Annotated in this window: 22 protein-coding genes and 1 pseudogene; 14 read left to right on the top strand and 9 right to left on the bottom strand. The window is 71.7% G+C overall.

Annotation, left to right across the window (positions count from 1 at the left end; translation table 11 throughout):
• Positions 1-188 precede the first annotated feature (188 nt).
• Complete coding sequence (locus ACLBXO_RS08020; RefSeq protein ID WP_447685057.1) at positions 189-821, bottom strand: YceI family protein; 633 nt, start codon at positions 819-821, stop codon at positions 189-191.
• A 132-nt stretch (positions 822-953) separates the two neighbouring features.
• Here ACLBXO_RS08020 and ruvA point away from each other — a divergent pair, with 132 nt between their 5' ends.
• From ruvA to ACLBXO_RS07975, 9 genes and pseudogenes are all read left to right on the top strand, one after another.
• Positions 954-1571, top strand: coding sequence for a Holliday junction branch migration protein RuvA (gene ruvA, locus ACLBXO_RS08015; protein ID WP_331313289.1), 618 nt, complete (start codon positions 954-956; stop codon positions 1569-1571).
• Between the two features lie 235 nt (positions 1572-1806).
• Entirely contained in the window at positions 1807-2079 is a 273-nt protein-coding gene (locus ACLBXO_RS08010) for a (2Fe-2S)-binding protein (protein ID WP_331313395.1), read from the top strand.
• 44 nt (positions 2080-2123) lie between these two features.
• On the top strand, positions 2124-2621 hold the full coding sequence (bfr, locus tag ACLBXO_RS08005; protein ID WP_012317139.1) for a bacterioferritin: 498 nt from the start codon (positions 2124-2126) through the stop codon (positions 2619-2621).
• A 119-nt stretch (positions 2622-2740) separates the two neighbouring features.
• On the top strand, positions 2741-3538 hold the full coding sequence (gene dapB, locus ACLBXO_RS08000; protein WP_331313288.1) for a 4-hydroxy-tetrahydrodipicolinate reductase: 798 nt from the start codon (positions 2741-2743) through the stop codon (positions 3536-3538).
• Positions 3535-4194: a 2,3-bisphosphoglycerate-dependent phosphoglycerate mutase gene (locus tag ACLBXO_RS07995; RefSeq protein ID WP_331313287.1), complete on the top strand. Its 660-nt coding sequence runs from the start codon at positions 3535-3537 to the stop codon at positions 4192-4194. The genes dapB and ACLBXO_RS07995 overlap by 4 nt, the downstream gene beginning before the upstream one ends.
• Entirely contained in the window at positions 4195-4842 is a 648-nt protein-coding gene (locus ACLBXO_RS07990) for an alpha-ketoglutarate-dependent dioxygenase AlkB (protein ID WP_331313286.1), read from the top strand. It begins immediately after the preceding gene.
• A pseudogene (locus ACLBXO_RS07985) lies at positions 4839-5774 on the top strand (DUF817 domain-containing protein); the annotation flags it as partial. The gene ACLBXO_RS07990 and the pseudogene ACLBXO_RS07985, both read left to right, overlap by 4 nt.
• A gap of 21 nt (positions 5775-5795) precedes the next feature.
• Complete coding sequence (locus ACLBXO_RS07980) at positions 5796-6197, top strand: ribosomal maturation YjgA family protein (protein ID WP_447685131.1); 402 nt, start codon at positions 5796-5798, stop codon at positions 6195-6197.
• A 75-nt stretch (positions 6198-6272) separates the two neighbouring features.
• Positions 6273-7241 carry a hypothetical protein gene (locus ACLBXO_RS07975; RefSeq protein WP_447685056.1) on the top strand — a complete coding sequence of 323 codons (969 nt, stop codon included), beginning with the start codon at positions 6273-6275 and terminating at the stop codon, positions 7239-7241.
• Between the two features lie 4 nt (positions 7242-7245).
• Here ACLBXO_RS07975 and ACLBXO_RS07970 read toward each other — a convergent pair whose 3' ends face one another.
• The 3 genes from ACLBXO_RS07970 to ACLBXO_RS07960 form a co-directional block, all read right to left on the bottom strand.
• Positions 7246-8865 carry a gamma-glutamyltransferase family protein gene (locus tag ACLBXO_RS07970; RefSeq protein WP_447685055.1) on the bottom strand — a complete coding sequence of 540 codons (1620 nt, stop codon included), beginning with the start codon at positions 8863-8865 and terminating at the stop codon, positions 7246-7248.
• Positions 8866-9022: 157 nt separating this feature from the next.
• Entirely contained in the window at positions 9023-9445 is a 423-nt protein-coding gene (locus ACLBXO_RS07965; protein ID WP_331313282.1) for a hypothetical protein, read from the bottom strand.
• A 136-nt stretch (positions 9446-9581) separates the two neighbouring features.
• Entirely contained in the window at positions 9582-10385 is an 804-nt protein-coding gene (locus ACLBXO_RS07960; protein WP_447685054.1) for a hypothetical protein, read from the bottom strand.
• A gap of 361 nt (positions 10386-10746) precedes the next feature.
• Here ACLBXO_RS07960 and ACLBXO_RS07955 point away from each other — a divergent pair, with 361 nt between their 5' ends.
• The gene (locus ACLBXO_RS07955) at positions 10747-11784 is read left to right on the top strand and encodes an aspartate-semialdehyde dehydrogenase (protein WP_331313280.1); all 1038 of its coding nucleotides are present in this window, start codon (positions 10747-10749) and stop codon (positions 11782-11784) included.
• Between the two features lie 128 nt (positions 11785-11912).
• On the top strand, positions 11913-13745 hold the full coding sequence (locus ACLBXO_RS07950; RefSeq protein ID WP_447685053.1) for an alkaline phosphatase family protein: 1833 nt from the start codon (positions 11913-11915) through the stop codon (positions 13743-13745).
• A gap of 197 nt (positions 13746-13942) precedes the next feature.
• On the opposite strand, the gene ACLBXO_RS07945 is transcribed toward ACLBXO_RS07950, so the two are convergent.
• The 3 genes from ACLBXO_RS07945 to ACLBXO_RS07935 form a co-directional block, all read right to left on the bottom strand.
• Complete coding sequence (locus ACLBXO_RS07945) at positions 13943-14221, bottom strand: DUF2312 domain-containing protein (protein WP_026604676.1); 279 nt, start codon at positions 14219-14221, stop codon at positions 13943-13945.
• A gap of 116 nt (positions 14222-14337) precedes the next feature.
• On the bottom strand, positions 14338-14646 hold the full coding sequence (locus tag ACLBXO_RS07940; RefSeq protein ID WP_447685052.1) for a DUF1244 domain-containing protein: 309 nt from the start codon (positions 14644-14646) through the stop codon (positions 14338-14340).
• Positions 14643-15473: an N-formylglutamate amidohydrolase gene (locus ACLBXO_RS07935; RefSeq protein WP_447685051.1), complete on the bottom strand. Its 831-nt coding sequence runs from the start codon at positions 15471-15473 to the stop codon at positions 14643-14645. The genes ACLBXO_RS07940 and ACLBXO_RS07935 overlap by 4 nt, the downstream gene beginning before the upstream one ends.
• Before the next feature lie 189 nt (positions 15474-15662).
• On the opposite strand from ACLBXO_RS07935, the gene ACLBXO_RS07930 reads away from it, so the two are divergent.
• From ACLBXO_RS07930 to pyk, 3 genes are all read left to right on the top strand, one after another.
• Entirely contained in the window at positions 15663-16982 is a 1320-nt protein-coding gene (locus ACLBXO_RS07930; protein WP_331313276.1) for a glycerate kinase type-2 family protein, read from the top strand.
• Entirely contained in the window at positions 16948-17430 is a 483-nt protein-coding gene (locus ACLBXO_RS07925; RefSeq protein WP_331313275.1) for a DUF1036 domain-containing protein, read from the top strand. The genes ACLBXO_RS07930 and ACLBXO_RS07925 overlap by 35 nt, the downstream gene beginning before the upstream one ends.
• Positions 17431-17569: 139 nt before the next feature.
• Positions 17570-19006 carry a pyruvate kinase gene (gene pyk, locus ACLBXO_RS07920; RefSeq protein ID WP_447685050.1) on the top strand — a complete coding sequence of 479 codons (1437 nt, stop codon included), beginning with the start codon at positions 17570-17572 and terminating at the stop codon, positions 19004-19006.
• Between the two features lie 36 nt (positions 19007-19042).
• Here the strand turns inward: pyk and ACLBXO_RS07915 are convergent, their stop codons facing one another.
• Together ACLBXO_RS07915 and ACLBXO_RS07910 are read right to left on the bottom strand one after the other, a co-directional pair.
• Positions 19043-20059: an alpha/beta fold hydrolase gene (locus tag ACLBXO_RS07915; RefSeq protein ID WP_447685049.1), complete on the bottom strand. Its 1017-nt coding sequence runs from the start codon at positions 20057-20059 to the stop codon at positions 19043-19045.
• Complete coding sequence (locus ACLBXO_RS07910) at positions 20056-20664, bottom strand: tetratricopeptide repeat protein (RefSeq protein WP_331313272.1); 609 nt, start codon at positions 20662-20664, stop codon at positions 20056-20058. Before ACLBXO_RS07910 ends, ACLBXO_RS07915 begins: the two co-directional genes overlap by 4 nt.
• Between the last annotated feature and the right edge of the window lie 57 nt (positions 20665-20721).

Here is a 20721-nt window from a genome sequence, read left to right as displayed (position 1 = left end):
GAGGCCAGCGTCCCGCGGCGGCACCGCGACGGCGGCTGACTACACCCCCGGCAGCGGGGCGTCACCCGTCGCGTGGCCTCTCGCGCCGGGTCCGATGCCGGCCGTGCAGGGGCCCGGCACCGAGACGGCACCGCGGGTCCCGGATCGGTCGCGACCCGGCGGGATGACAGGGAGCGGCCGGCGTTCGGTCAGGGCGCGGCCTTGAACTCGCCCTCGATGCGCAGGCTGACCTCGTCGCCGAGCTGCGGCAGGTAGGCGTTGATGCCGAAATCCGAGCGCTTGACGACAGCGCGCCCGTCGAAGCCGACGGTGTAGCGCTGATCCACCGGATGGATGCCGGCCTGGTTGAAGGTGGCGTCGATCGCGAACGGCCGGACCGTCCCCCGCAGGTTGAGGTCGCCGGTGATCCGCGCGGTGGTCGGGCTGGTGGGCTCGACCTTGGTGGCGGTGAAGGTGGCGGTCGGGAACTTGGCCGTGTCGAAGAAGTCGGGAGCCGCGAGGTGCTCGTTCAGCCGCGCGCTGCCGGTCAGGACGCTGCCGAGCGGCACGGTCACCTCCAGGCGACTCTTCTCCGGCGCCTTGGGATCGAGCTGGAGGGTGCCGCTGAGCCCCGCGAACTGGCCGTAATAGGTCGAGTAGCCGAGATGCGAGACCGACCACGTGATCTTGCCATGATCCGGATCGAGCACGTAGCTGCCGGGTCGGACCTGTGTCGGGTCCGCGCTCGGCGCCACGGGGGCGGGCGGGGCCGCCGGGTCGTCCGCGGCCCGGGTCGGGCCGGCGCAGATCAGGCCGATCAGGACAAGAAGTGGCGCGCGCATGGTCATCCCCCCGCGACCGGCCAAGCTCGGCCGGCGCGGGCCCGTGATTTCATGATCTCCCTGCGCGCTCAAGCACGTCTGGCGGAGGCCGACGCGGTTCTGTAGGCAGGCCGAGGCAGCGGCAGGCAAGGCATGATCGGCAAGCTCAAGGGCGTCGTGGACTCGTTCGGCGAGGATTTCGTGATCCTCGACGTGTCGGGTGTCGGCTACATCGTCCACTGCTCGGCGCGGACCCTCCAGCGCATGCCCAAGGTCGGCGAGCCCGCGGAACTGTCGATCGAGACCCACGTCCGCGAGGACATGATCCGCCTCTACGGCTTCCGCTCGGACGCCGAGCGGGAGTGGTTCCGCCTGCTCCAGACCGTCCAGGGCGTCGGCGCGCGGGTGGCGCTCGGCGTGCTCTCGGTGCTGGAGCCCGAGGCGCTGGCGAGCGCCATCGCCACCGGCGACAAGGGCTCGATCAGCCGGGCCCCGGGGGTCGGGCCGCGCCTCGCCGCCCGGCTCGCCGCCGAGCTCAAGGACAAGGCGCCGGCCTTCGCGCCCGTCGACCCCGCGCTGGTCGCCCTGACGGGCGCCGTCGAGGAGGGGGCCGCCCCGCAGCCGGTGGCGGACGCCGTCTCGGCCCTGGTCAATCTCGGCTACCCGCAGGTCCAGGCCGCCGCCGCCATCGCGGCTGCGCTGAAGGGCGCGGGGGAGGGCGCCGAAGCGAAGGTGCTGATCCGGCTGGGCCTGCGCGAGCTCGCCCGCTGACGGCCCGACCCGACAGACCTGACGCGCCCCCAAGACGTGACACTTGGGGCGCAGTCAGATCGCGCGCCCTTGACCCGCGCGCCCTTGACCCGCGCGGCCGACGGTGCCATGTCCGCCGCGGCCACTAAGACATTGAAAAGCCAGCTACTTTTCAACTCTTCTAAACTGGCGCGTGTATCCGGAAGGGTCGTCGACGACCACGACGGGCGCGGGGATGACGGGATTTGCGGCGCGCATGATCGTCTGTTCTTGTAACGTCTTGTCGGACGGCGCGGTCCGAGGCTGCCTGGCGCCCGGACCCGGCTGCCCGCGCACGCCCGCGCAGGTCTATGCCTGTCTCGGCTGCAGCCCGAAATGCGGGCGCTGCGCCCGCACCATCCGATCCATCATGCAGACCGCCTTAGGCGAGGCCGCTGCGGCGGAGAGCAGCCATGCTTGCACGACGGCTTGCGCGAGCGCCTGTAGTTTGGTGAAATTCCAAAGTGCGGATGAGGGAGTCGCGGCCTGATGCTTCTACCCCCCGCCTGAGAGCACGGTAAGGAGTACGGGGGCATGAAGGGCGACACCAAGGTCATCGAGTATCTGAATCGCGGCCTGCGCAGCGAGCTGACCGCCGTCAGCCAGTACTGGCTGCATTTTCGCATGCTCAATGACTGGGGCTACGTCGAGCTGGCGAAGTTCTGGCGCAAGGAATCGATCGAGGAGATGAACCACGCCGACCGGTTCATCGACCGGATCCTGTTCCTCGACGGGTTCCCGAACCTCCAGGAGCTCGACCCGCTCCGGATCGGTCAGAACGTCCAGGAGATCCTGGAGTCCGATCTCGCCGCCGAGAACGAGGCCCGGAGCCTCTACCTCGAGGCCGCGAAGTACTGCGACTCGATCAACGACCGCGTGTCGAAGCGCCTCTTCGAGGATCTGGCCGAGGACGAGGAGGGTCACATCGACTTCCTCGAGACCCAGCTGGAGCTGATCAAGCAGATCGGCCTGCCGCTCTACGCGCAGAAGCATATCGGCGGGCTCGAGCAGATCGCCCCCGAGAAGGAGTGAGAGTGCCCGGGCGCCCGCCGACCGCGCGGCGGGGCGGGCGCCCGGATCGCCAGGCGGTCAGGGGCGGGGCCGGCGCGGCCCGGTCCCTGAGCGCGTGAGACGGCAAGCTGGGGAACGGGATGCGGCTCGTGGTGGTGGGCGCCGACGGGCGCATGGGGCGGATGCTGATCCGCGCGGTGGCTCAGGCCGAGGGCTGCACGCTCTCCGCGGCGATCGAGCGCGACGGTTCACCGGCGCTGGGGCAGGACGCCGGCGTCCTCGCCGGGCTGCCGCCCCTCGACGTGCCCGTCACCGACGACGCCCTCACGGCCTTCGCGGCCGCCGACGGCGTCCTCGACTTCACCGCGCCGGCCGCCACCATCGCCTTCGCCGAGCTCGCCGCCCAGGCGCGCATCGTCCACGTCGTCGGCACGACCGGCCTGTCGGAGGACGACTTCGCCAAGCTGAAGGCGGCCTCGTACCACGCCCGCATCGTGCAGTCGGGCAACATGTCGCTCGGCATCAACCTGATGGCCGCCCTCGTCCGCCGGGTCGCCAAGGCCCTCGGCGACGAGTTCGACATCGAGATCGCCGAGATGCACCACCGCATGAAGGTGGACGCTCCCTCCGGCACCGCGCTGATGCTCGGCGAGGCCGCCGCGGAGGGCCGCGGCGTCGACCTGAAGGCGGTCCGGGTGTCGACCCGCGACGGGCATACCGGCGCCCGCCGGCCCGGCGATATCGGTTTCGCAACACTCCGCGGCGGCAGCGTCGTCGGCGACCACAGCGTGATCTTCGCCGGCACCGGCGAGAGCCTGACGATCAGCCACCACGCCGCCGACCGGGGCCTGTTCGCGACGGGCGCCGTCAAGGCCGCGCTCTGGGCGCATCCCAAGCCCCCGGGCCTCTACACCATGGCCGACGTGCTCGGCCTATGATTGGCGGCGCGGCCTCGACGGAGCGGCTGCTCGTCCTCGTCCGGCACGGTCAGAGCGAGTGGAACCTCCAGAACCTGTTCACCGGCTGGCGCGACCCGGACCTGACCGAGCGCGGCGTCGCCGAGGCGCGGGCGGCCGGACGCGGGCTGAAGCGGGACGGCTACGGCTTCGACGTCGCCTTCACCTCCGAGCTGATCCGGGCGCAGCGCACCTGCGCGCTAGTCCTCGAGGAGATGGGCCTGTCCGCGATCCCGGTCCTGCGCGAGCGCGCCCTGAACGAGCGCGATTACGGTGACCTCTCCGGTCTCAACAAGGACGAGGCCCGCGCCCGCTGGGGCGACGCGCAGGTCCACGCTTGGCGCCGGGGCTACGACGTGCGGCCGCCCGGCGGCGAGAGCCTGAAGGACACGGCCGCGCGGGTTCTGCCCTGCTACGTCGCGACCATCCTGCCGCGCGTTATGGCCGGCCAGCGGGTCCTGGTGGCGGCCCACGGCAACTCGCTGCGCGCGCTGGTGATGGTCCTCGACGGCCTGACCGAGGCGCAGGTGCCCGATCTCCAGATCCGGACCGGCGTGCCGCTGGTCTACCGCCTGAACGCCGACACCACGGTCGCGTCGAAGACCGTGCTGGAGCAGGTCGTCAAAGCGGACCGCTGAGTGGCGATCGAACTCGCTCCCGGCCTGATCCATCACCCCGGCTTCCTCGACGCGGCGGCCCGCGCGCAGCTCACCGCCGAGATCGCCGCGGTCCTCGCCGAGGCGCCCCCCGTCACGCCGCGCATGCCCCGCACCGGCAAGCCGTTCTCGGTGCGGATGTCGAATGCCGGCCCCCTCGGGTGGGTCTCGGACGTCGCGGGCTACTGCTACCAGCCGGACCATCCCGAGACCGGTCGGAACTGGCCGGCTCTGCCGCCGACCGCCCGCGCGGCCTGGGCGGCGCTCGCGGCCTATCCGGCGCCGCCGGAAGCCTGCCTCATCAACCTTTACGCGCCGGGCACCCGCATGGGCCTCCACCAAGATCGCGATGAGGCGGATCTCGCCGCGCCGGTCGTGTCGCTGTCCCTCGGCGCGGCGGCCCTGTTCCGCTACGGTGGCCTGAGACGGTCTGACCCGACCCGCTCGATCCGGCTGCAGGCCGGCGACGCACTGGTGATGGGTGGCGCCTCGCGGCTCGTGTTCCACGGCATCGACCGGCTCTATCCGGACGGCGACCTGCTGGAAGCTGCGGACGGGCCCGCGTTCCTGCCGCCGGGGGGGCGCTGCAATCTCACCCTGAGACGCGTCACGGTGCCCGCCACGCCATGACGCGCGAGCAGGATCGGGAGAAGGAGCTGCCCGTCATACCGTACGCGATCCCGGGCGGGGGCGTCAGCGCGGCGGCGCAGTGGCCGGCGCTCGCCGGCTTCGTCGCGGCCGAAGCCCGCCTCCAGGAAGCGGCCCTGGCGCGCGGGCGCGTCACGGCCGGGCTCTACGAGTTCGTGCAGTTCGGGCTCAAGCAGGGCTGGGCCTGCCTGTTCGGCGGCCTGCTCCTGGCGCTCATGCTCGGCACGCGCCTCGTCTGGCCGGCCTCGGCGCCCATCGCCCGGTACGACGTGCTGTTCCTCGCCGCCCTGTTGCTCTAGGTCGCGATGCTGCGGCTGCGGATGGAGACGTGGTCGGAGGCCCGGGTGATCCTGGTCTTCCACGTCATCGGCACGGCCATGGAGATCCACAAGACCGCGATCGGCAGCTGGGTCTACCCGGAGGCGAATCTGTTCCGGCTCGGCGGCGTCCCGCTGTTCACGGGCTTCATGTACGCGGCGGTCGGCAGCTATCTCGCCCGCGTCTGGCGCCTGTTCGATTTCCGGTTCACGCGGCACCCGAGCCTGCGCCTGCTCGCGGTCCTGTCGGTGGCGATCTACGTCAATTTCCTCATCGATCATCGCGGCATCGACCTGCGTTTCGGACTCATCGCGGTCGCGGTCGCGGCCTTCGCCCCCGCGACCGTGTACTTCAAGGTCTGGCGGGAGCACCGCACCATGCCGCTCCTGCTGGGCCTGCTGCTCGTCGCGCTGTTCATCTGGTTCGCCGAGAATCTCGGCACGCTGTCCGGCACGTGGCTCTACCCGAACCAGCGGCAGCAATGGTCCATCGTCCCGGTGGCCAAGCTCTCGTCTTGGTTCCTGCTGATGATCGTGTCCTACACGCTGGTCGCGCGGGTGAACGGCATCGCGACCTGGCCGGCCGTGCCGGCCGCGCCCGCGCGTCGGGAGCTGCCGATGGTCCGCGCGACCCATCTCGGCGTCGCGGCCGCGGTGATCGCCCTCGGCCTGCTGCTGCGCGTGCCGCACTGGGGCCTGCCGCTCGCGATCCACCATTACGGCGGCGGGATCCTGTGGGGGGCGATGCTGTTCTTTCTGGTCGCGGCCCTGCGACCCGGCAGCTGGGGCCTGCGCTCCTGCCTGATCGCCGCCTTCGCGGCCGCCGCGCTCATCGAGAGCAGCCGGCTCGTCCACACGCCGGCCCTCGACGCCTTCCGGACGACCCTGCCGGGTCAGCTCCTCCTCGGCTCCATCTTCTCGCCGTGGAATCTCCTCGCCTACGGCGTCGGGATCGGCGCCGCCGCCGCGCTCGCGCCTTCCCTTCATCGTGAACGCGGGCGCGCCGCGTTGCCGGCTTGACAGAACAGGTCGCCCGGCAGACCCATCGGGTGCGGACTAACCCAAAGTTGGGTCCACCAGGAGAACCGGTTTTCGATGCGGATGCGCAACCTGACGCTGCGTCTCGGACGGGTTCTGTGCGCAGCCGCGCTGGCGGCCAGCCTCGGCTCGGCCGCCCGGGCCGGCGATCCCGTCTATCCCGCGGGCTCGCGCTTCGGCTTCGACCCGCCCGCCGACATGTCGCTGTCGCGGCGCTTCTCGGGCTTCGAGCGGAAAGAGGGTGGCGCGACCGTGTCGGTCGTCGAATTGCCCGCGAACGCCTTCGCGGAGCTCGTCAGCGGCTTCACCGATGCCAACCTGCTGAGCCAAGGCTTCGCGGTCGAGAAGCGCGAGGAGGTCAAGATCGGCGACAACGAGGGCATGCTCTACACCGGTGAGCAGCCTGCCGATCCCGGCTCGTCCGCGCCGGCGATCCGGAAGTGGATCCTCGTGGTTGGCACACCGACCGTGACCGGGCTGATCATCGCCCAGGCGCTGCCCGACGCCGAGACCGAGGCCTCGATGCGCAAGATGGTGACCGGCGTCACCCTCCGGCCGGCCCTGTCGCTGACCCAGCAGGTCGACGCGCTGCCCTTCCGCATCGCCGACATGGCGGGCTTCCGGCCCGTGCGGGTGATGGCCGGCAACTCGGTCCTCCTGACCAGCGGGCCCAAGGACCAGATGCAGAATCTGGAGCAGCCGATCCTCGTCCTCGCGCAGGCCGTGCAGCAGCCGCCCGGGGCCGAGCAGCGCGACGGCTTCGCCCGCGCCGCCCTGGCGTCCAACCAGACGCTGAAGGACTTCGTCATCGAGCGGGCACAGAGCTACCGCTCGAACGGCGTCGACTGGCACGAGATCGTGGCCCGCGCTCTCGATCAGCCGACCAACCAGCCGGTGGTCGTGATGCAGACCATCCGGTTCGCACCGGACGGCTACGTCCGCGCCCTCGGCGTCGTGCGGCAGGACCAGCGCGACGGCGTCCTCGCCAAGTTCCGCCAAGTGGTGGACAGCCTTCAGGTGAAGTAGGCGCTCACCAGACGGCGGCCTGCCCGTCGCGGCGCGGGTCGCTCGCCGCCACGTAGCCCTCGACGGCCGGATCGCCCATCCGCCAGATGAACTGGCCGGCGCCGAAATCCTGGTAGCTGTCCTCGATCACTTCGAGCCTGTGGCCGAGGGCCTTCAGTCGCTCCAGGGTCGCCCCCGGCATCGCCGCCTCGACGTTGATGTCGAGGCCCTCGTTCACCCGCCAGCGCGGCGCGTCGCAGGCCGCCTGCGGATTCTGACCGTGGTCGATCATCCGCACCAGGGTCTGCACGTGCCCCTGCGGCTGCATGTTGCCGCCCATCACGCCGAAGCTCATCACGGGCGCGCCGTCCTTCGTGAGGAAGCCCGGGATGATCGTGTGGAACGGGCGCTTGCCGGGCGCCACCACGTTGGGGCTCTCCGCATCCAGCACGAACCCGTAGCCGCGGTTCTGCAGGGAGATGCCCCAGCCCGGGACGACGACGCCCGAGCCGAAGCCCATGAAGTTCGACTGGATGAAGCTGACCATCATGCCGGATTCGTCGGCCGCGGTGAGATAGATCGTGCCGCCAGCGGGCGGCTTGCCCGGGCCGAAGACCTGCGCGCGGTTCCGGTCGATCAGCTTGGCCCGCTCCGCGAGGTAGGCGGGATCGAGCATGGCCTCCGGCGTCACCTCCATCCCACGCGGGTCGGCGACGTACCGGTAGGTGTCGCTGAAGGCGAGCTTCATCGCCTCGATCTGCAGGTGCTGCGCCTCCGGCCCGTCCACCGGCAGGCCGCCGAGGTCGAACTGCTCGAGGAGGCCGAGCGCGATCTGCGCCGCGATGCCCTGGCCGTTCGGCGGGATCTCGTGCAGCGTGTAGCCGTGATAGTCCTTCGCCGTCGGCGTCACCCATTCGGGGCGGAACGCCGCGAGGTCGGCGGCCGTCATGGCGCCGCCGTTGGCCCGCGCGTGCGCGGCGATCGCCTCGGCGATCTCACCCCGGTAGAAGGCCTCGCCCTTGGTCTCGCCGATCAGCCGCAGGGTCTTCTCGGCCCCCGGAAAAGTCACGAGCTCGCCGACACCTGGCGCCCGACCCCGCGGCAGGAAGAACTCCGAGAAGCCCGGCTGGCGGGTGATCGCGTCGATCCGCGCGGCGGCGGCCCATTTCTGCTGGACCACGACCGGCGCGAGGTACCCGCGCTCGGCGATGCGGATCGCGGGCTGCATCAGGTCGGCGAAGGGGAGCCGGCCGAAGCGCTCGCTCAGCGCCACCCAGGCGGCCACCGCGCCCGGAACGGTGACCGAATCCCAGCCGCGCATCGGCGGCCGCTCGGCGGCGCCGTACTTCGTCAGGAAGTAGTCCCGGCTCCAGGCAGCCGGGGCGCCGCCCGAGGCGTTGAGGCCGTGAAGCGCCTTCCCGTCCCACAGGATGCAGAAGGCGTCGGAGCCGAGGCCGTTGCTGCACGGCTCGGTGACGGTCTTGGCCGCCGCCGTGGCGATCGCGGCGTCGACCGCGTTGCCGCCGGCCTGGAGCATCTGGATGCCGGCCTGTGCCGCCAGCGCGTGCGAGGTCGCCACGCAGTTGCGCCCGAACATCGGCATCCGCAGCGACGGATACCCGGTCACCCAGTCGAACGGCTTCATGGCACAGTTCCCGGCCTCGGCAGCCCACGCGCTCCCGCGGCACTTGGCATACAGGATATCCGGCCTCGGTGAAGGCGTGACCAGGCAGGTCCGCCAACGAAAAACGCGGGCCCGAGGACCCGCGCTTCGCGATCATCATGCTGCCTGACGGGCCGCCTCAGTAGGGGCGGCCGTAGAGCGGCGAGGTCGGATCCAGCCGGTCGACGAAGGAGAGGTCGACGTTGCGGATCGCCGACGAGCGGGCGCCGATGAACGGCCCGTTGGTGATCGGGTCCGGCAGGATGCCGCGACCGAACCGGTCCGTCGGGCCGTAGGGCGGGGTCAGCTGGTTCGACGCCGCGATCAGGTACGGATTCAGGGCCGGGTTGCGCGAACCGCCGGCGCCCGGAACGTTCGAGGTCAGCGGCACGTTGCCGGCGTCGAGCCAGCTGCGCGGGCGCACGCGGATCGGGAGCGGCCGGCTGACCCGGTAGATCGGGCCGGAGACGTAGCCATCCTGAGCCTGGGCCGGCGCGGAGGCCAGGGCGCCGAGGCCGGTGGCGGCGACGACGCCGAGAAGGGCGATCTTGAGCGAGCGCATGGCCAACCTTGTCCTTGAGTGCCATCAGTATGGCGACCGAAGCTTAACAGTTCGCCGCCTTTGACGATAAGACGCTTGGGCGAGGCTGTTGTTCCGTCCTTATGGCTGAGCTTGTGCGTTTTGCCACACTCCGGCCTCATTTTTTATTTTGCGGCCGCCGGATTAACGATCCGACCCCTCCCGGAGGCGCTGTCCCGGCCGATGCCGGGCACGCGCCCGCCGGATCGGGCGCGACCGAGAAGGCCGCCGTCGTGGCGACATCGGCGAGGTCGACGAGGCTCAGCGCGTCGAGCATGCAGCCGAGGGCCTGCGGCTCCGGCGGGCGCGCGAGGGGCGCGCAGAGCCATCCGTCGAGCTGGAAAGCCGTGTCGCGGGTGACGAAGCCGGTGCAGGTCCGCTGCGCGGGGCCCGCGAAGGTCACCTCCAGGGTCTCGACCGCACCGAACTTGGTGCGGATCTGGTCGCGGGCGCCGGTCCGGGCCACCGCCAGGGCCGGCCGGTCGAGGGCCGGACCGTTCGCGGCGCGCCGGGCCATGACGACGAAGAGCGCCGGCGGTGCGCCGGAGCGGGGCCCGCGGGTGAGCTGGATCCGCAGCGCCGGCGCCTCGATCGCCGCGACGTCGCCCTGGACGAGGGTGTCCTCGCGCAGCCCGGTCCGCGGATCGACGCGGGCGGACACGCGCACCGGATCGAGCCCGGGTTCCGCGAGGTTGAACTGTGCGACCGAGGCCGCGGGTGGCGCCGGAGAGGCCTGGACCGACGGGACTAAGGCGGTCTCCGCGGCCGCCGGCGGCGCGGGCGCGGAGGCCGGGGCCTCGCCGGGCCAGCGGGGGAGGGCCCACAGCAGGGCAATCGCCGCCGCGGCGAGGACGATGCGCAGGCCGAGAGATCCCGGGCAGACCGGGGCGTCCGGCGCGCGCGCGGCCCGGCCGCCCGGCACGCCGAGCCCGATCCGATCGACGAGGGGCGCTGTTCCGGTCAGGGGCGTGCTCCGTGGCGGCGGGAGGCCGCGGGGTAGTCGCCAGCGTCGCGCCGAAGGATTGAATTCCCCCTGCCGGCCCGAGGCCATCACCGGGTTTCCGGAGGCAGGGTGAATCGAGGGTTGCGCCGTCGGCGGCCTTGACAGCGCGCGCCCTTGCGCGCCTTGCTCGACCCGGCCGTCGCCCCCACCTCCGCGGAGGACGGGGTCTGCGGCCGCGCCCGTTTGGCGGGCGCGTCCGGCACGAACGATCCTTCGGCCGCTTGTACTGGCACAGGCGCGGCACCCGGATCGGTCGGGGTTTTCCGCGCGGAGACGAGAGATGGGTTACAAGGTCGCCGTCGTCGGCGCCACGGGCAACGTGGGCCGCGAGATGCTCGATATCCTGGCCGAGCGGGCTTTCCCCGCCGACGAGGTCGTGGCGCTGGCCTCGCGCCGCAGCCAGGGTCAGGAAGTCTCCTACGGCGACAAGACGCTCAAGGTCAAAACGCTGGACACGTACGATTTCGCCGACACCGACATCTGCCTGATGTCGGCCGGCGGCGAGGCGTCGAAGGAGTGGTCGCCCCGCATCGGCCAGCAGGGCTGCGTGGTCATCGATAACTCGTCGGCGTTCCGCTACGACGCCGACGTGCCGCTGATCGTGCCCGAGGTGAATGCGGACGCGGTGGTGGGCTTCACCAAGCGCAACATCATCGCCAACCCGAACTGCTCGACCGCGCAGCTGGTCGTCGCGCTCAAGCCCCTCCACGAGGCGGCCACGATCAAGCGCGTGGTCGTCTCGACCTACCAGTCGGTCTCGGGCGCCGGCAAGGAGGCGATGGACGAGCTGTTCAACCAGACCCGCGCCGTGTTCACCGCCGGCGAGATCAAGCAGGGCGGCAAGTTCACCAAGCGCATCGCCTTCAACGTCATCCCCCACATCGACGTGTTCATGGAGGATGGCTACACGAAGGAAGAGTGGAAGATGGTCGCCGAGACCAAGAAGATGCTCGACCCGAAAATCAAGCTGACGGCGACCGCTGTCCGCGTCCCGGTCTTCATCGGTCACGCGGAATCGGTGAACATCGAGTTCGAGCAGCCGCTCACGGCCGAGAAGGCCACCGAGATCCTGCGCGCTGCCCCCGGCGTGCTGGTGATCGATAAGCGCGAGAACGGCGGCTACATGACCCCCCACGAGGCGGCCGGCGAGGACGCGACCTACATCTCGCGCATCCGCGAGGACGCGACGGTGGAGAACGGCCTGAACTTCTGGTGCGTCTCGGACAACCTCCGCAAGGGCGCCGCCCTCAACGCGGTGCAAATCGCCGAGGTGCTGGTCAACCGGAAGCTGCTGAACCGCGCCAAGCGCGCGGCCTGAGACCGGCCCCCCTCCCGCCGGGAGGGGGGAGCCTCCCGTCGGATCCCTGGGACACGATTCCTGGGATCCGTCACGCGCCTGTCATCGTTCGGGCTCACGCCGCGGACCGGATCACACGGAGATTCGGTATGCGGCGCACCCTCGTTTCCTGCCTCGTCGGTCTGAGCATCGCCGGACCGGCCCGGGCCGAGCCGCAATCCCGCAACGTCGTGCTGTTCGTCGCCGACGGGCTGCGCGACGGGCTGGTGAGCGCCGCGACCGCGCCGGCCATGGACGGCCTGATGAAGGCCGGGGTGCGGTTCACCAACACCCACTCCCTGTTCCCGACCTTCACCATGCCGAACGCCACCGCGATGGCGACGGGCCACATGCTGGGCGATACCGGCCAGTTCGGGAACACGATCTACACGGCCTTCCCGGTCCCCGGTGCGGGCGAGAGCCTCACGCCGTTCCTCGAGAACGACCCAGTCCTGGGCGACGTCGACGCCCATTTTGCAGGCAACTACCTCAACGAGGAGACGATCCTTCGGGCGGCGCACGCCCAGGGCCTCTCCACGGCCAGCATCGGCAAGCTCGGGCCCTCGCTGGTCTTCGACCACACGGCGCGCTCCGGGCAGGAGAGTGTCCTGGTCGACGACAGCACGGGCCGGCCCGGCGGTATCCCGCTCGGCGACGAACTCCGCGCGCGCCTGCAGGCGGCCGGCCTGCCCCTGCAGGCGCCGACGCGGGGCGCCAACGGCCAGTCCGGCACCGCCGAGGTGCCCGGGACGCTCGCCGCCAACGTCGACCAGCAGGCCTACTTCACCGACGTGGCGACCAAGGCGGTCCTGCCGCTGTTCAAGGCGCGCGGTAAGCCGTTCGTGCTCGTCTACTGGTCGCGCGATCCCGACGGGACGCAGCACAATCAGGGCGACAGTCTCGGGCGGCTGGTGCCGGGGATCAACGGACCGACGAGTTTGGCTGCGATCCGCAACGCGGATTCCAATCTGGCCGCGCTGCTCGGCGCGCTGAAGGCGCAGGGCCTCGCGGAGAGCACCGACGTGATCGTCACCTCCGATCACGGCTTCTCGACGATCTCGAAGGAGAGCGCGACCAGCTTCGCCGCGTCGCAGAGCTATCCCGGCGTCCCCAAGGGCCAGCTTCCGCCGGGCTTCCTCGCCGTCGACCTCGCGCACGATCTCGGTCTCGGCCTGTTCGATCCGGACGCCAAGGGTGCCAAGCTCGGTCCCGACGCCTTCCCGAGCCGGGCCAACGGCCTGATCGGTGCGGATCCGGCGAAGCCGGCGGTCGTGATCGCCGCCAACGGCGGCTCGGATCTGGTCTACCTGCCGGAGGGCGACCGGACGCTGGCGCGGCGCGTGGTCGAGGCGCTGTCCCGGCAGGATTACGTGAGTGGCCTGTTCGTCAGCGCGGCTCTCGGCCCGATCCCGGGGACGCTGCCACTCTCGGCGATCGCCCTCGACGGGTCGGCGCTGACGCCGATGCCGGCCATCGTGGTCAACTTCCGGAGCTTCTCCACCGGCTGCGCCGATCCGACCACCTGCGGCGTCGAGGTCTCCGATACCGGGCTTCAGCAGGGGCAGGGCATGCACGGCAGCTTCTCGCGCGCCGACACCCGCAACGTCATGGGCGCGATGGGGCCGAGCTTCCGGGCCGGCCTGCGGAGCCCGGTCCCAGCGAGCAACGCCGACCTCGGCAAGACGATCGCCCAGCTCCTGGGCCTGACGATTCCCGGCAAGGGCCAACGGGTCGGACGCGTCCTGACCGAGGCACTGGCGAACGGCAGCACGCCGACCTTTGCCCATGCGGAGGTTCGCTCAGAGCCGGACGCAGCCGGCCACGTCACGGTGCTCGCCTACCAGACGGTGGGCGAGGCCCGGTACTTCGACGCCGCCGGTTATCCCGGCCGCACCCTCGGCCTCGACGTGCCGGCCCTCTCGGCCGCCGCGGACGCGCGCTGAGCGTCGCGCCGTCCGGGCCCCCGGGGCGGAGCGCGTCGAAGCCGCTCCCTCCCGCGCCTCATCGGGATGTGCCCGCGTCGGCGGGCCTCGGAGGGCGGCTCCGGGCAGGCGCGCGCTATCGGAAGGGCTCCGTCGAGGCCCCCGACACCTCCGCCAACGGCCGCAGTGCGGATGAATCGGGCTTCCGCCTGAACCGACTACGCCATGCCGAGGGCCTGCATGTACAGCTCGAGGATCGCCTCCTGCTCCTGGCGCTCGCTGTGATCCTGCTTGCGGATGCGCAGGATCGTCCGAACGGCCTTCGCGTCGAAGCCCCGGCCCTTCAGCTCGGCGAACACCTCCTTGATGTCGCCCATGATGCCGGCCTTCTCCTCCTCGAGGCGCTCCAGGCGCTCGATGAACTGCTTCAGCTCGTCCGCGGCCACGCCCTCGGCCGACGAGACGTCGCCGCCGGGCCGCTGCGCGGCGGTGGGCATCGAATGGGCGTTCATGGGGCTCTCCCGAATGCACGGCGCGGTTGCGCCCTGGACCCGTGGTTAACGGGCCGGCCTTACCGGAAGCTTAGCCGATTCGCCGCCGAGCGGGCCCAGCCTCAATGGTCCTTGGGCTGCGCGGCCGCGAAGCCGGCCTGCTGCTCCGGACTCGCCTCCGTCTGGAAGCGCGCCTTCCACTCGGCGTAGGGCATCCCGTAGACCGCCTCGCGGCTCTCGTCCTTGGTCAGGGCCACGCCCGCGCCGTCGGCGGCGTCCTTGAGCCAGTTCGACAGGCAGTTCCGGCAGAAGCCCGCGAGCTTCATCAGGTCGATGTTCTGCACGTCCGTCCGCTCGCGCAGATGCGCGACGAGGCGGCGGAACACCGCCGCCTCGAGTTCCGTCCGGGTCCGGGGATCGATCTCGCTCATCGGTCGCAACTCTCTTCAGGTCGGGCGGGCCGCTCCCGATTTCGGGACCGGCCGGACGGAGATCCAGCCGCGAGCAGCGGGCGCAGGAGGCGGGCGAAGCGCGCGGCCCATTCCGCCTGCCCGTCCGCGCCGGCGATCAGGTCCTGGCGGATCTCCACGAGGGCGTTCGCGAGGCCGCGCGCGGTGGCGTGGCGGTCGATCGTGTCGCCCGGCAGGCCGCCGCCGTAGGGCTCGTTGTCGCCGACGGTGAGCCCGGCCGGATCGGCCTCCAGCGCGCGGATGAGCGGGCGCGCGAAGCGGTCGTCGCGGTCGTAGAGGATGCCGACCTGCCAGGGCCGCGCGATCCCGCGCCAGTAGGGCGTGAAACTGTGCATGGTCAGGAGCACGGGCGGCCGGCCCGCGGCCTGGGCGGCGGCGATCGCGTCGTCGATGGCCGCGTCGAACGGCGCGTAGAAGCGCGCGATCCGGGCCTGCTTGCCGGCCTCGTCGATCCGGGCATTGCCCGGCACGACGGCGCCGTCGGACAGGCGCATGACCAGGGTCGGGTCGGCGCGCCCGCGATTCGGGTCGATGATGAGGCGGGAGAAGTTCGTCAGGATCGCCGGGGCGCCGAGCTGCGCGGCGAGGCTCCGCGTCACCGCCGCCGCGCCGATGTCGTAGGCGATGTGCCGGGCATATTCCGACGCCGGCACGCCCAGCGCGATGTCCGGCGGGACGAAGTTCGAGGCGTGGTCGCAGGCGATGACGAGGCCGCAGGCGGGGTCGCCGGGGATGATCTCGCAGGGATGCGCCGGTGGGACGGCCGCTTCTGTCTCCGGACGGGTCACGGGGCTCCGAGGTCTTCAGAGGGTCTTCAGATCTGTGCGAGGGCGCCGATGGCGCTTGCCGTCGCGCGGCCGCTCGGGCAGATCACCTATCAAGGATCGTGCGCTCACGGCAAGAAACGGGCCCGCCGCCCCGACAAGAAACGGGCGGGGAGTGCGCGACGCGAACAAGAGAGGAGCCCGTTCGACGCCATGACCGAGACCGTTCCGCCCGTCACCGATGCGGCCACCCGGGACCAGCGCGCGCTCCTCGACTCGATCCTCGCGGCCGCGATCCGCGCTGCCCATCCGGATCTCTGCCTGCCGCCGCACCTGCCGGAGCCGAGCCCGGGTCGCCTGATCATCCTGGCCGCCGGCAAGGCCGCCGGCAGCATGAGCGCCGTGGCGAGCCGCTTCTACCGCCAGAAGCACGGGCTCGGTGACGACAGGATCGTCGGCCTCGCGGTGGCGCGCCACGGCTACGGGCAGGAAGCGCCGGGCATCCACATGGTCGAGGCGGGACACCCGGTCCCCGACGAGGCCGGCATCTCGGCGACCCGGGAAGCGCTGCGGCTCGCCACCGAGGCCGGGCCGGACGACGAGGTGCTGGTGCTGCTCTCGGGCGGCGGATCGGCCAACTGGATCGCCCCCGCCGGCGACCTGACGCTCATCGAGAAGCAGGCGATCACCCGGGCGATGCTCCGTTCCGGCGCGCCGATCGGCGAGATCAACACGGTGCGCAAGCACATCTCGCGGATCAAGGGCGGCCGGCTCGCCCTCGCGGCCCGCAACGCCCGGCGCGTCCTGACCCTGGCGATCTCCGACGTGCCGTTCGACGATCCGGCGGTGATCGCCTCCGGGCCGACCGTGCCCGATCCCTCGACCCTGGCCGACGCCCGGGCCATCTGCGAGAAGCGCGGCATCCCGCTGCCCGAGGAGGCGGTGCGCCTCCTGAACGACCCCAACAACGAGACGCCGAAGGCCGGCGATCCCGCCTTCGCCCGCGCCGAGTACCGCATCATCGCCCGGCCGATCGACGCCCTGAACGCCGCCGCCGAGGCGGCCCGCGCGGCCGGCTACGAGCCGATCCTGCTGGGCGCCGACCTGGAGGGCGAAGCCCGCGAGGTCGCGGCCGAGCACGCGGCGAAGGCCAAGCGCCACAAGGCGGCCGGCAAGCGCGTCGCGCTGATCTCCGGCGGCGAGCTCACCGTCACCATCCGCGGCGAGGGCCACGGCGGTCCGAACCAGGAATACGCCCTGGCGCTGGCGGTCGCGCTCGACGGCGAGCCCGGCATCTTCGGCATCAGCGCCGACACCGACGGGACCGACGGTGGGCGCGGCCTCGCCACCGACCCGGCGGGCGGCCTCGTCGACCCCACGACCCTCGAGCGGGCCCGGGCCGCCGGCCTCGACCCGGCCGCGATGCTGGAGCAGAACGACTCCACCGCCTTCTTCGCGGCCCTCGGCGATCTCGTGAACCCCGGTCCGACCTGTACCAATGTCAACGACTGCCGCATCATCCTCGTCAACTAGGTCTCGCGTCTCGGCGGCTCAGCTCCTCCCGGCAGTCACGGTCCTCGGCCTCGCGCTCCTCGGCGCGAGCCCCGCCAAGGCGGACCTGCGCCTGTGCAACCAGACCGCCAGCAAAGTCGGAATCTCGCTCGGCTACCGCGATCCCCAGGGCTGGGTGACGGAGGGCTGGTGGGACCTGGCGCCGAAGGCCTGCGAGACGCTGCTCAAGGGCGCGCTGGCGGCGCGGTTCTACTACGTCTTCGCGGTCGACTACACGCGGGGCGGCGAGTGGAGCGGCCGTTCACTGATGTGCACCCGCGATTCGGAGTTCACGATTCGCGGCATCGAGGATTGTCTCGCCCGCGGTTACGACCGCAACGGCTTCTTCGAAGTCGACACCGGTGAGCAGAAGAGCTGGACCATCCAGCTCACGGATCCGAACCGGCCGGACGCGCCGGCGAAACCGTAATGTGAAGGCAGCGGCCGAGACTGCGGTCTTGACGCTGTCCGGCTCGGGATGCTCACAGCCGGTCTGCGCTCTCTGCGCCAGATCTTCTAACCGCCGGCGCTCGACGCCGCGCGGCAACGAGAACACGGAGGAAATACGCTTGAAACGGTCACGCCGCACGAAGATCGTCGCCACCCTCGGTCCGGCCTCCGATTCGCCGGAGATGATCGAGCGGCTGTTCCGCGCCGGCGTCGACGTATTCCGGCTCAACATGAGCCACCTGCCGCGCGAGAAGCTGCCCGAGAAGGTGGAGGCGATCCGCACCATCGAGCGCGAGGCCAAGCGGCCGATCGGTATTCTGGTCGACCTGCAGGGGCCGAAGCTGAGGCTCGGCACCTTCGCGGAGGGCGCCGCGATGATCGAGGGCGGTGGCACCTTCGTCCTCGACGGCGACCCGACGCCCGGCGACGCCGCCCGCTGCCACCTGCCGCACCCCGAGATCCTGGAGGCGCTGGAGCCGGGCCACGCCATCTTGGTCGACGACGGCAAGCTGCGGCTGACCGTGCTCGAGACGGCGCACAACCGGGCCGTGACCCGCGTCGAGGTCGGTGGCCGGATCTCGAACCGGAAGGGCGTGTCCCTGCCGCACACCGTGATCCCGGTGCCGGCCATGACCGACAAGGACCGGGCCGACCTCGATGCCGGCCTGAACGCCGGCGCCGACTGGATCGCCGTCTCGTTCGTCCAGCGTCCCGAGGACGTGGCCGAGGTGAAGAAGGTCTGCGCCGGCCGCGCCCTGGTGATGGCCAAGATCGAGAAGCCGCAGGCGCTGGCGCGCCTCGACGAGATCATCGAGATCTCCGACGGGCTGATGGTCGCCCGCGGCGACCTCGGCGTGGAGATGCCGCTGGAGCAGGTCCCGGGCGTTCAGAAGCGCATCACCCGCGGTGCCCGGCGCTACGGCAAGCCGGTGGTCGTGGCCACCCAGATGCTCGAATCGATGATCACCGCGCCGGTGCCGACCCGGGCCGAGGTCTCCGACGTCGCCACGGCGGTCTACGAGGGCGCCGACGCCGTGATGCTCTCCGCGGAGAGCGCCTCGGGCGCCCACCCGATCGGGGCCGTGGAGACCATGAACCGCATCGCCGAGCAGGTAGAGCGGGACGCGATCTACTGGTCGATCATCCGGGCGCAGAGCGCGACCCCCGACGAGACGGCGGCCGACGCCATCGCGGCGGCGGCGCACCAGATGGTCGACGCCTTGAGCCTCGACGCGATCATGGCCTGGACCAATTCCGGCTCCACGGCCCTGCGGCTGTCGCGCGAGCGACCGAACGCCACGGTGATCGCCCTGACACCCCGGCGCGAGACCGCCCGGCGCCTCGCCCTGGCCTGGGGCACGCACCCGATCGTCACCAAGGACGCCAGCGACGTGGACGACATGTCGTTCCGCGCGGCCAAATTCGCGGTGCGCGAGAAGTTCGCCGCCGTGGGGGATCGGGTGATCGTCGTGGCCGGCCTGCCGTTCGGCACGCCGGGCGCCACCAACCTCGTACGGCTGACCTTCATCACCCGCGAGCATGCCGAGAAGGCCTGACGGCACCGGGGTACGCGAACGGGGCCGACCGGCGCGTCAGTGCGCGACGGCCGGCTCCGGACCGGCCGCGCCCGCCGCGCCGGCGAGCCGGGCGACCTCCTCGGTGACCCGATCGGCGGCGACGTACTGGAGCATGTGGCCGATGCCCGGCAGCAGCACCAGCCGCGCGCCGGGGATCGCGCGGGCCAGCGGCACAGCCTGCGTGTCGGCGCGGACGATCGGGTCCGCCTCGCCGGAGATCACCAGGGTCGGCACGCGGATCGCGCCGTAGCGCGGGCTCTGCGCCGCGAGGGCGCGCGGAAGGCCGAGCAGGTCCTGGACGTTGGCGAGCAGCGTTCCGGGCCGCAGGACCAGGTCCGACCGCGCCAAGTCCGGGTAATCCGCCCGCGGCGGTTGCGGCTGGAAGACCCGGCGTGCCGCCTCGGGCAGGAAGTGGCGCGCGATCGGCGGCCCGACGGTCCGGCTGAGCAGCCACGCCACCGGCGGGGTCACGGCGAGCCGCCAGTACCAGGGCAGGTCGGGCATCCGGTCCGGCATGGGCATCGCCACCGGCGCCGCCAGGGCGAGGGCCGAGACCCGATCCGGGTGGTCGAGCGCGAGGGCGAGGGCGAGGGCACCGGCCCAGGAATGGCCGAACACGAGCGCCGGACCGACGCCCATGCGCTCCAGCGCCTCCGCGATCAGCCCGGCCTGCGCGGCGGGCGGCGCGGCGTCGCCGCCGCCGATCCGGTCGCTCCAGCCGAAACCCGGCCGGTCGAAGGCGATGACCCGGAAGCCCCGCGCCGCGAGCCGGCGGCCGATCCCCTCCATTGGATCCGACGCGTTGGCCGAGGCACCGTGCAGGAGCACGAGGGGCGGCCCGTCGGCCGGCCCGTCCTGCAGGGTCGCGAGCCGCCCCCCGGTGACCGCGACGAACGGACCCGCGGGCGGGTTGGCGGCACCGACCCGGAGCGTGATCACCAGCGTCGCCAGCGCGCCGGCCGCCAGCACGAGGCCGGCGAGGGCGAAGGGCAGGGCCAGAAGGGTGAGGAGGACGGCGGTCACCCGGGTCACAGGTCGCGGCCGTCAACCTCCGGAGTGAGGCGGTTGATCGCCTCGCCGATCTTCTCCATCTGCGGGTAGAGCGACCGCGCCCGCCGGAAGGCGGCCAGAGCCCGCGCCTTGTCGTCGAGCGATTCGTAGATCCGGCCCATCGCGGCCCAGGCCTCGAAGTGGCGCGGCTCCAGCACCAGGGCCCGCTGCAGGTCCGCCAGGGCGTCGTCCTTGTCCGACAGCAGCCAGAACACCGTCGCGCGCCGGTTCCAGCCCTCCGACCAGTTCGGTTCGAGGGCGGTGACGCGGTCCATCAGCTCGGCCGCCAGGGGGAAGTCGCGGTCGGTGACCGCCTGACGGGCGCGGTCGGTGAGAAGGTCGGCCGTCGGGCTGCCCGACCCGGCCATACGCCGCTCGATCAGCCGGGCAATCCCCTTGGCTTCCGCCGGATCCTCGCTGGCGCGCAGGCGCGCGAACAGGTCATCGAGGCTCGGCGGCTTGGGCGCCGGCTTCGCCTCGGGTGCGGCGCGGCCGGGACGCGCCGTGTCCGGAGCTGCCTGCGCCGGCACCGTCGCGGCGAGGGCCGACAGGCAGACCAGGGCGGCGAGGATGCGGGTCGGCGTCATGCGGCCAGACTGTGCGCGGGCCCGGCATCCGTCAACGTGCCGCGGTGCCGCGCGCAT

The organism is Methylobacterium sp. C33D, assembly GCF_053345825.1.
The sequence above is the reverse complement of the archived record's forward strand: the minus strand, read 5'-3'. Positions and strand labels throughout refer to the sequence as shown.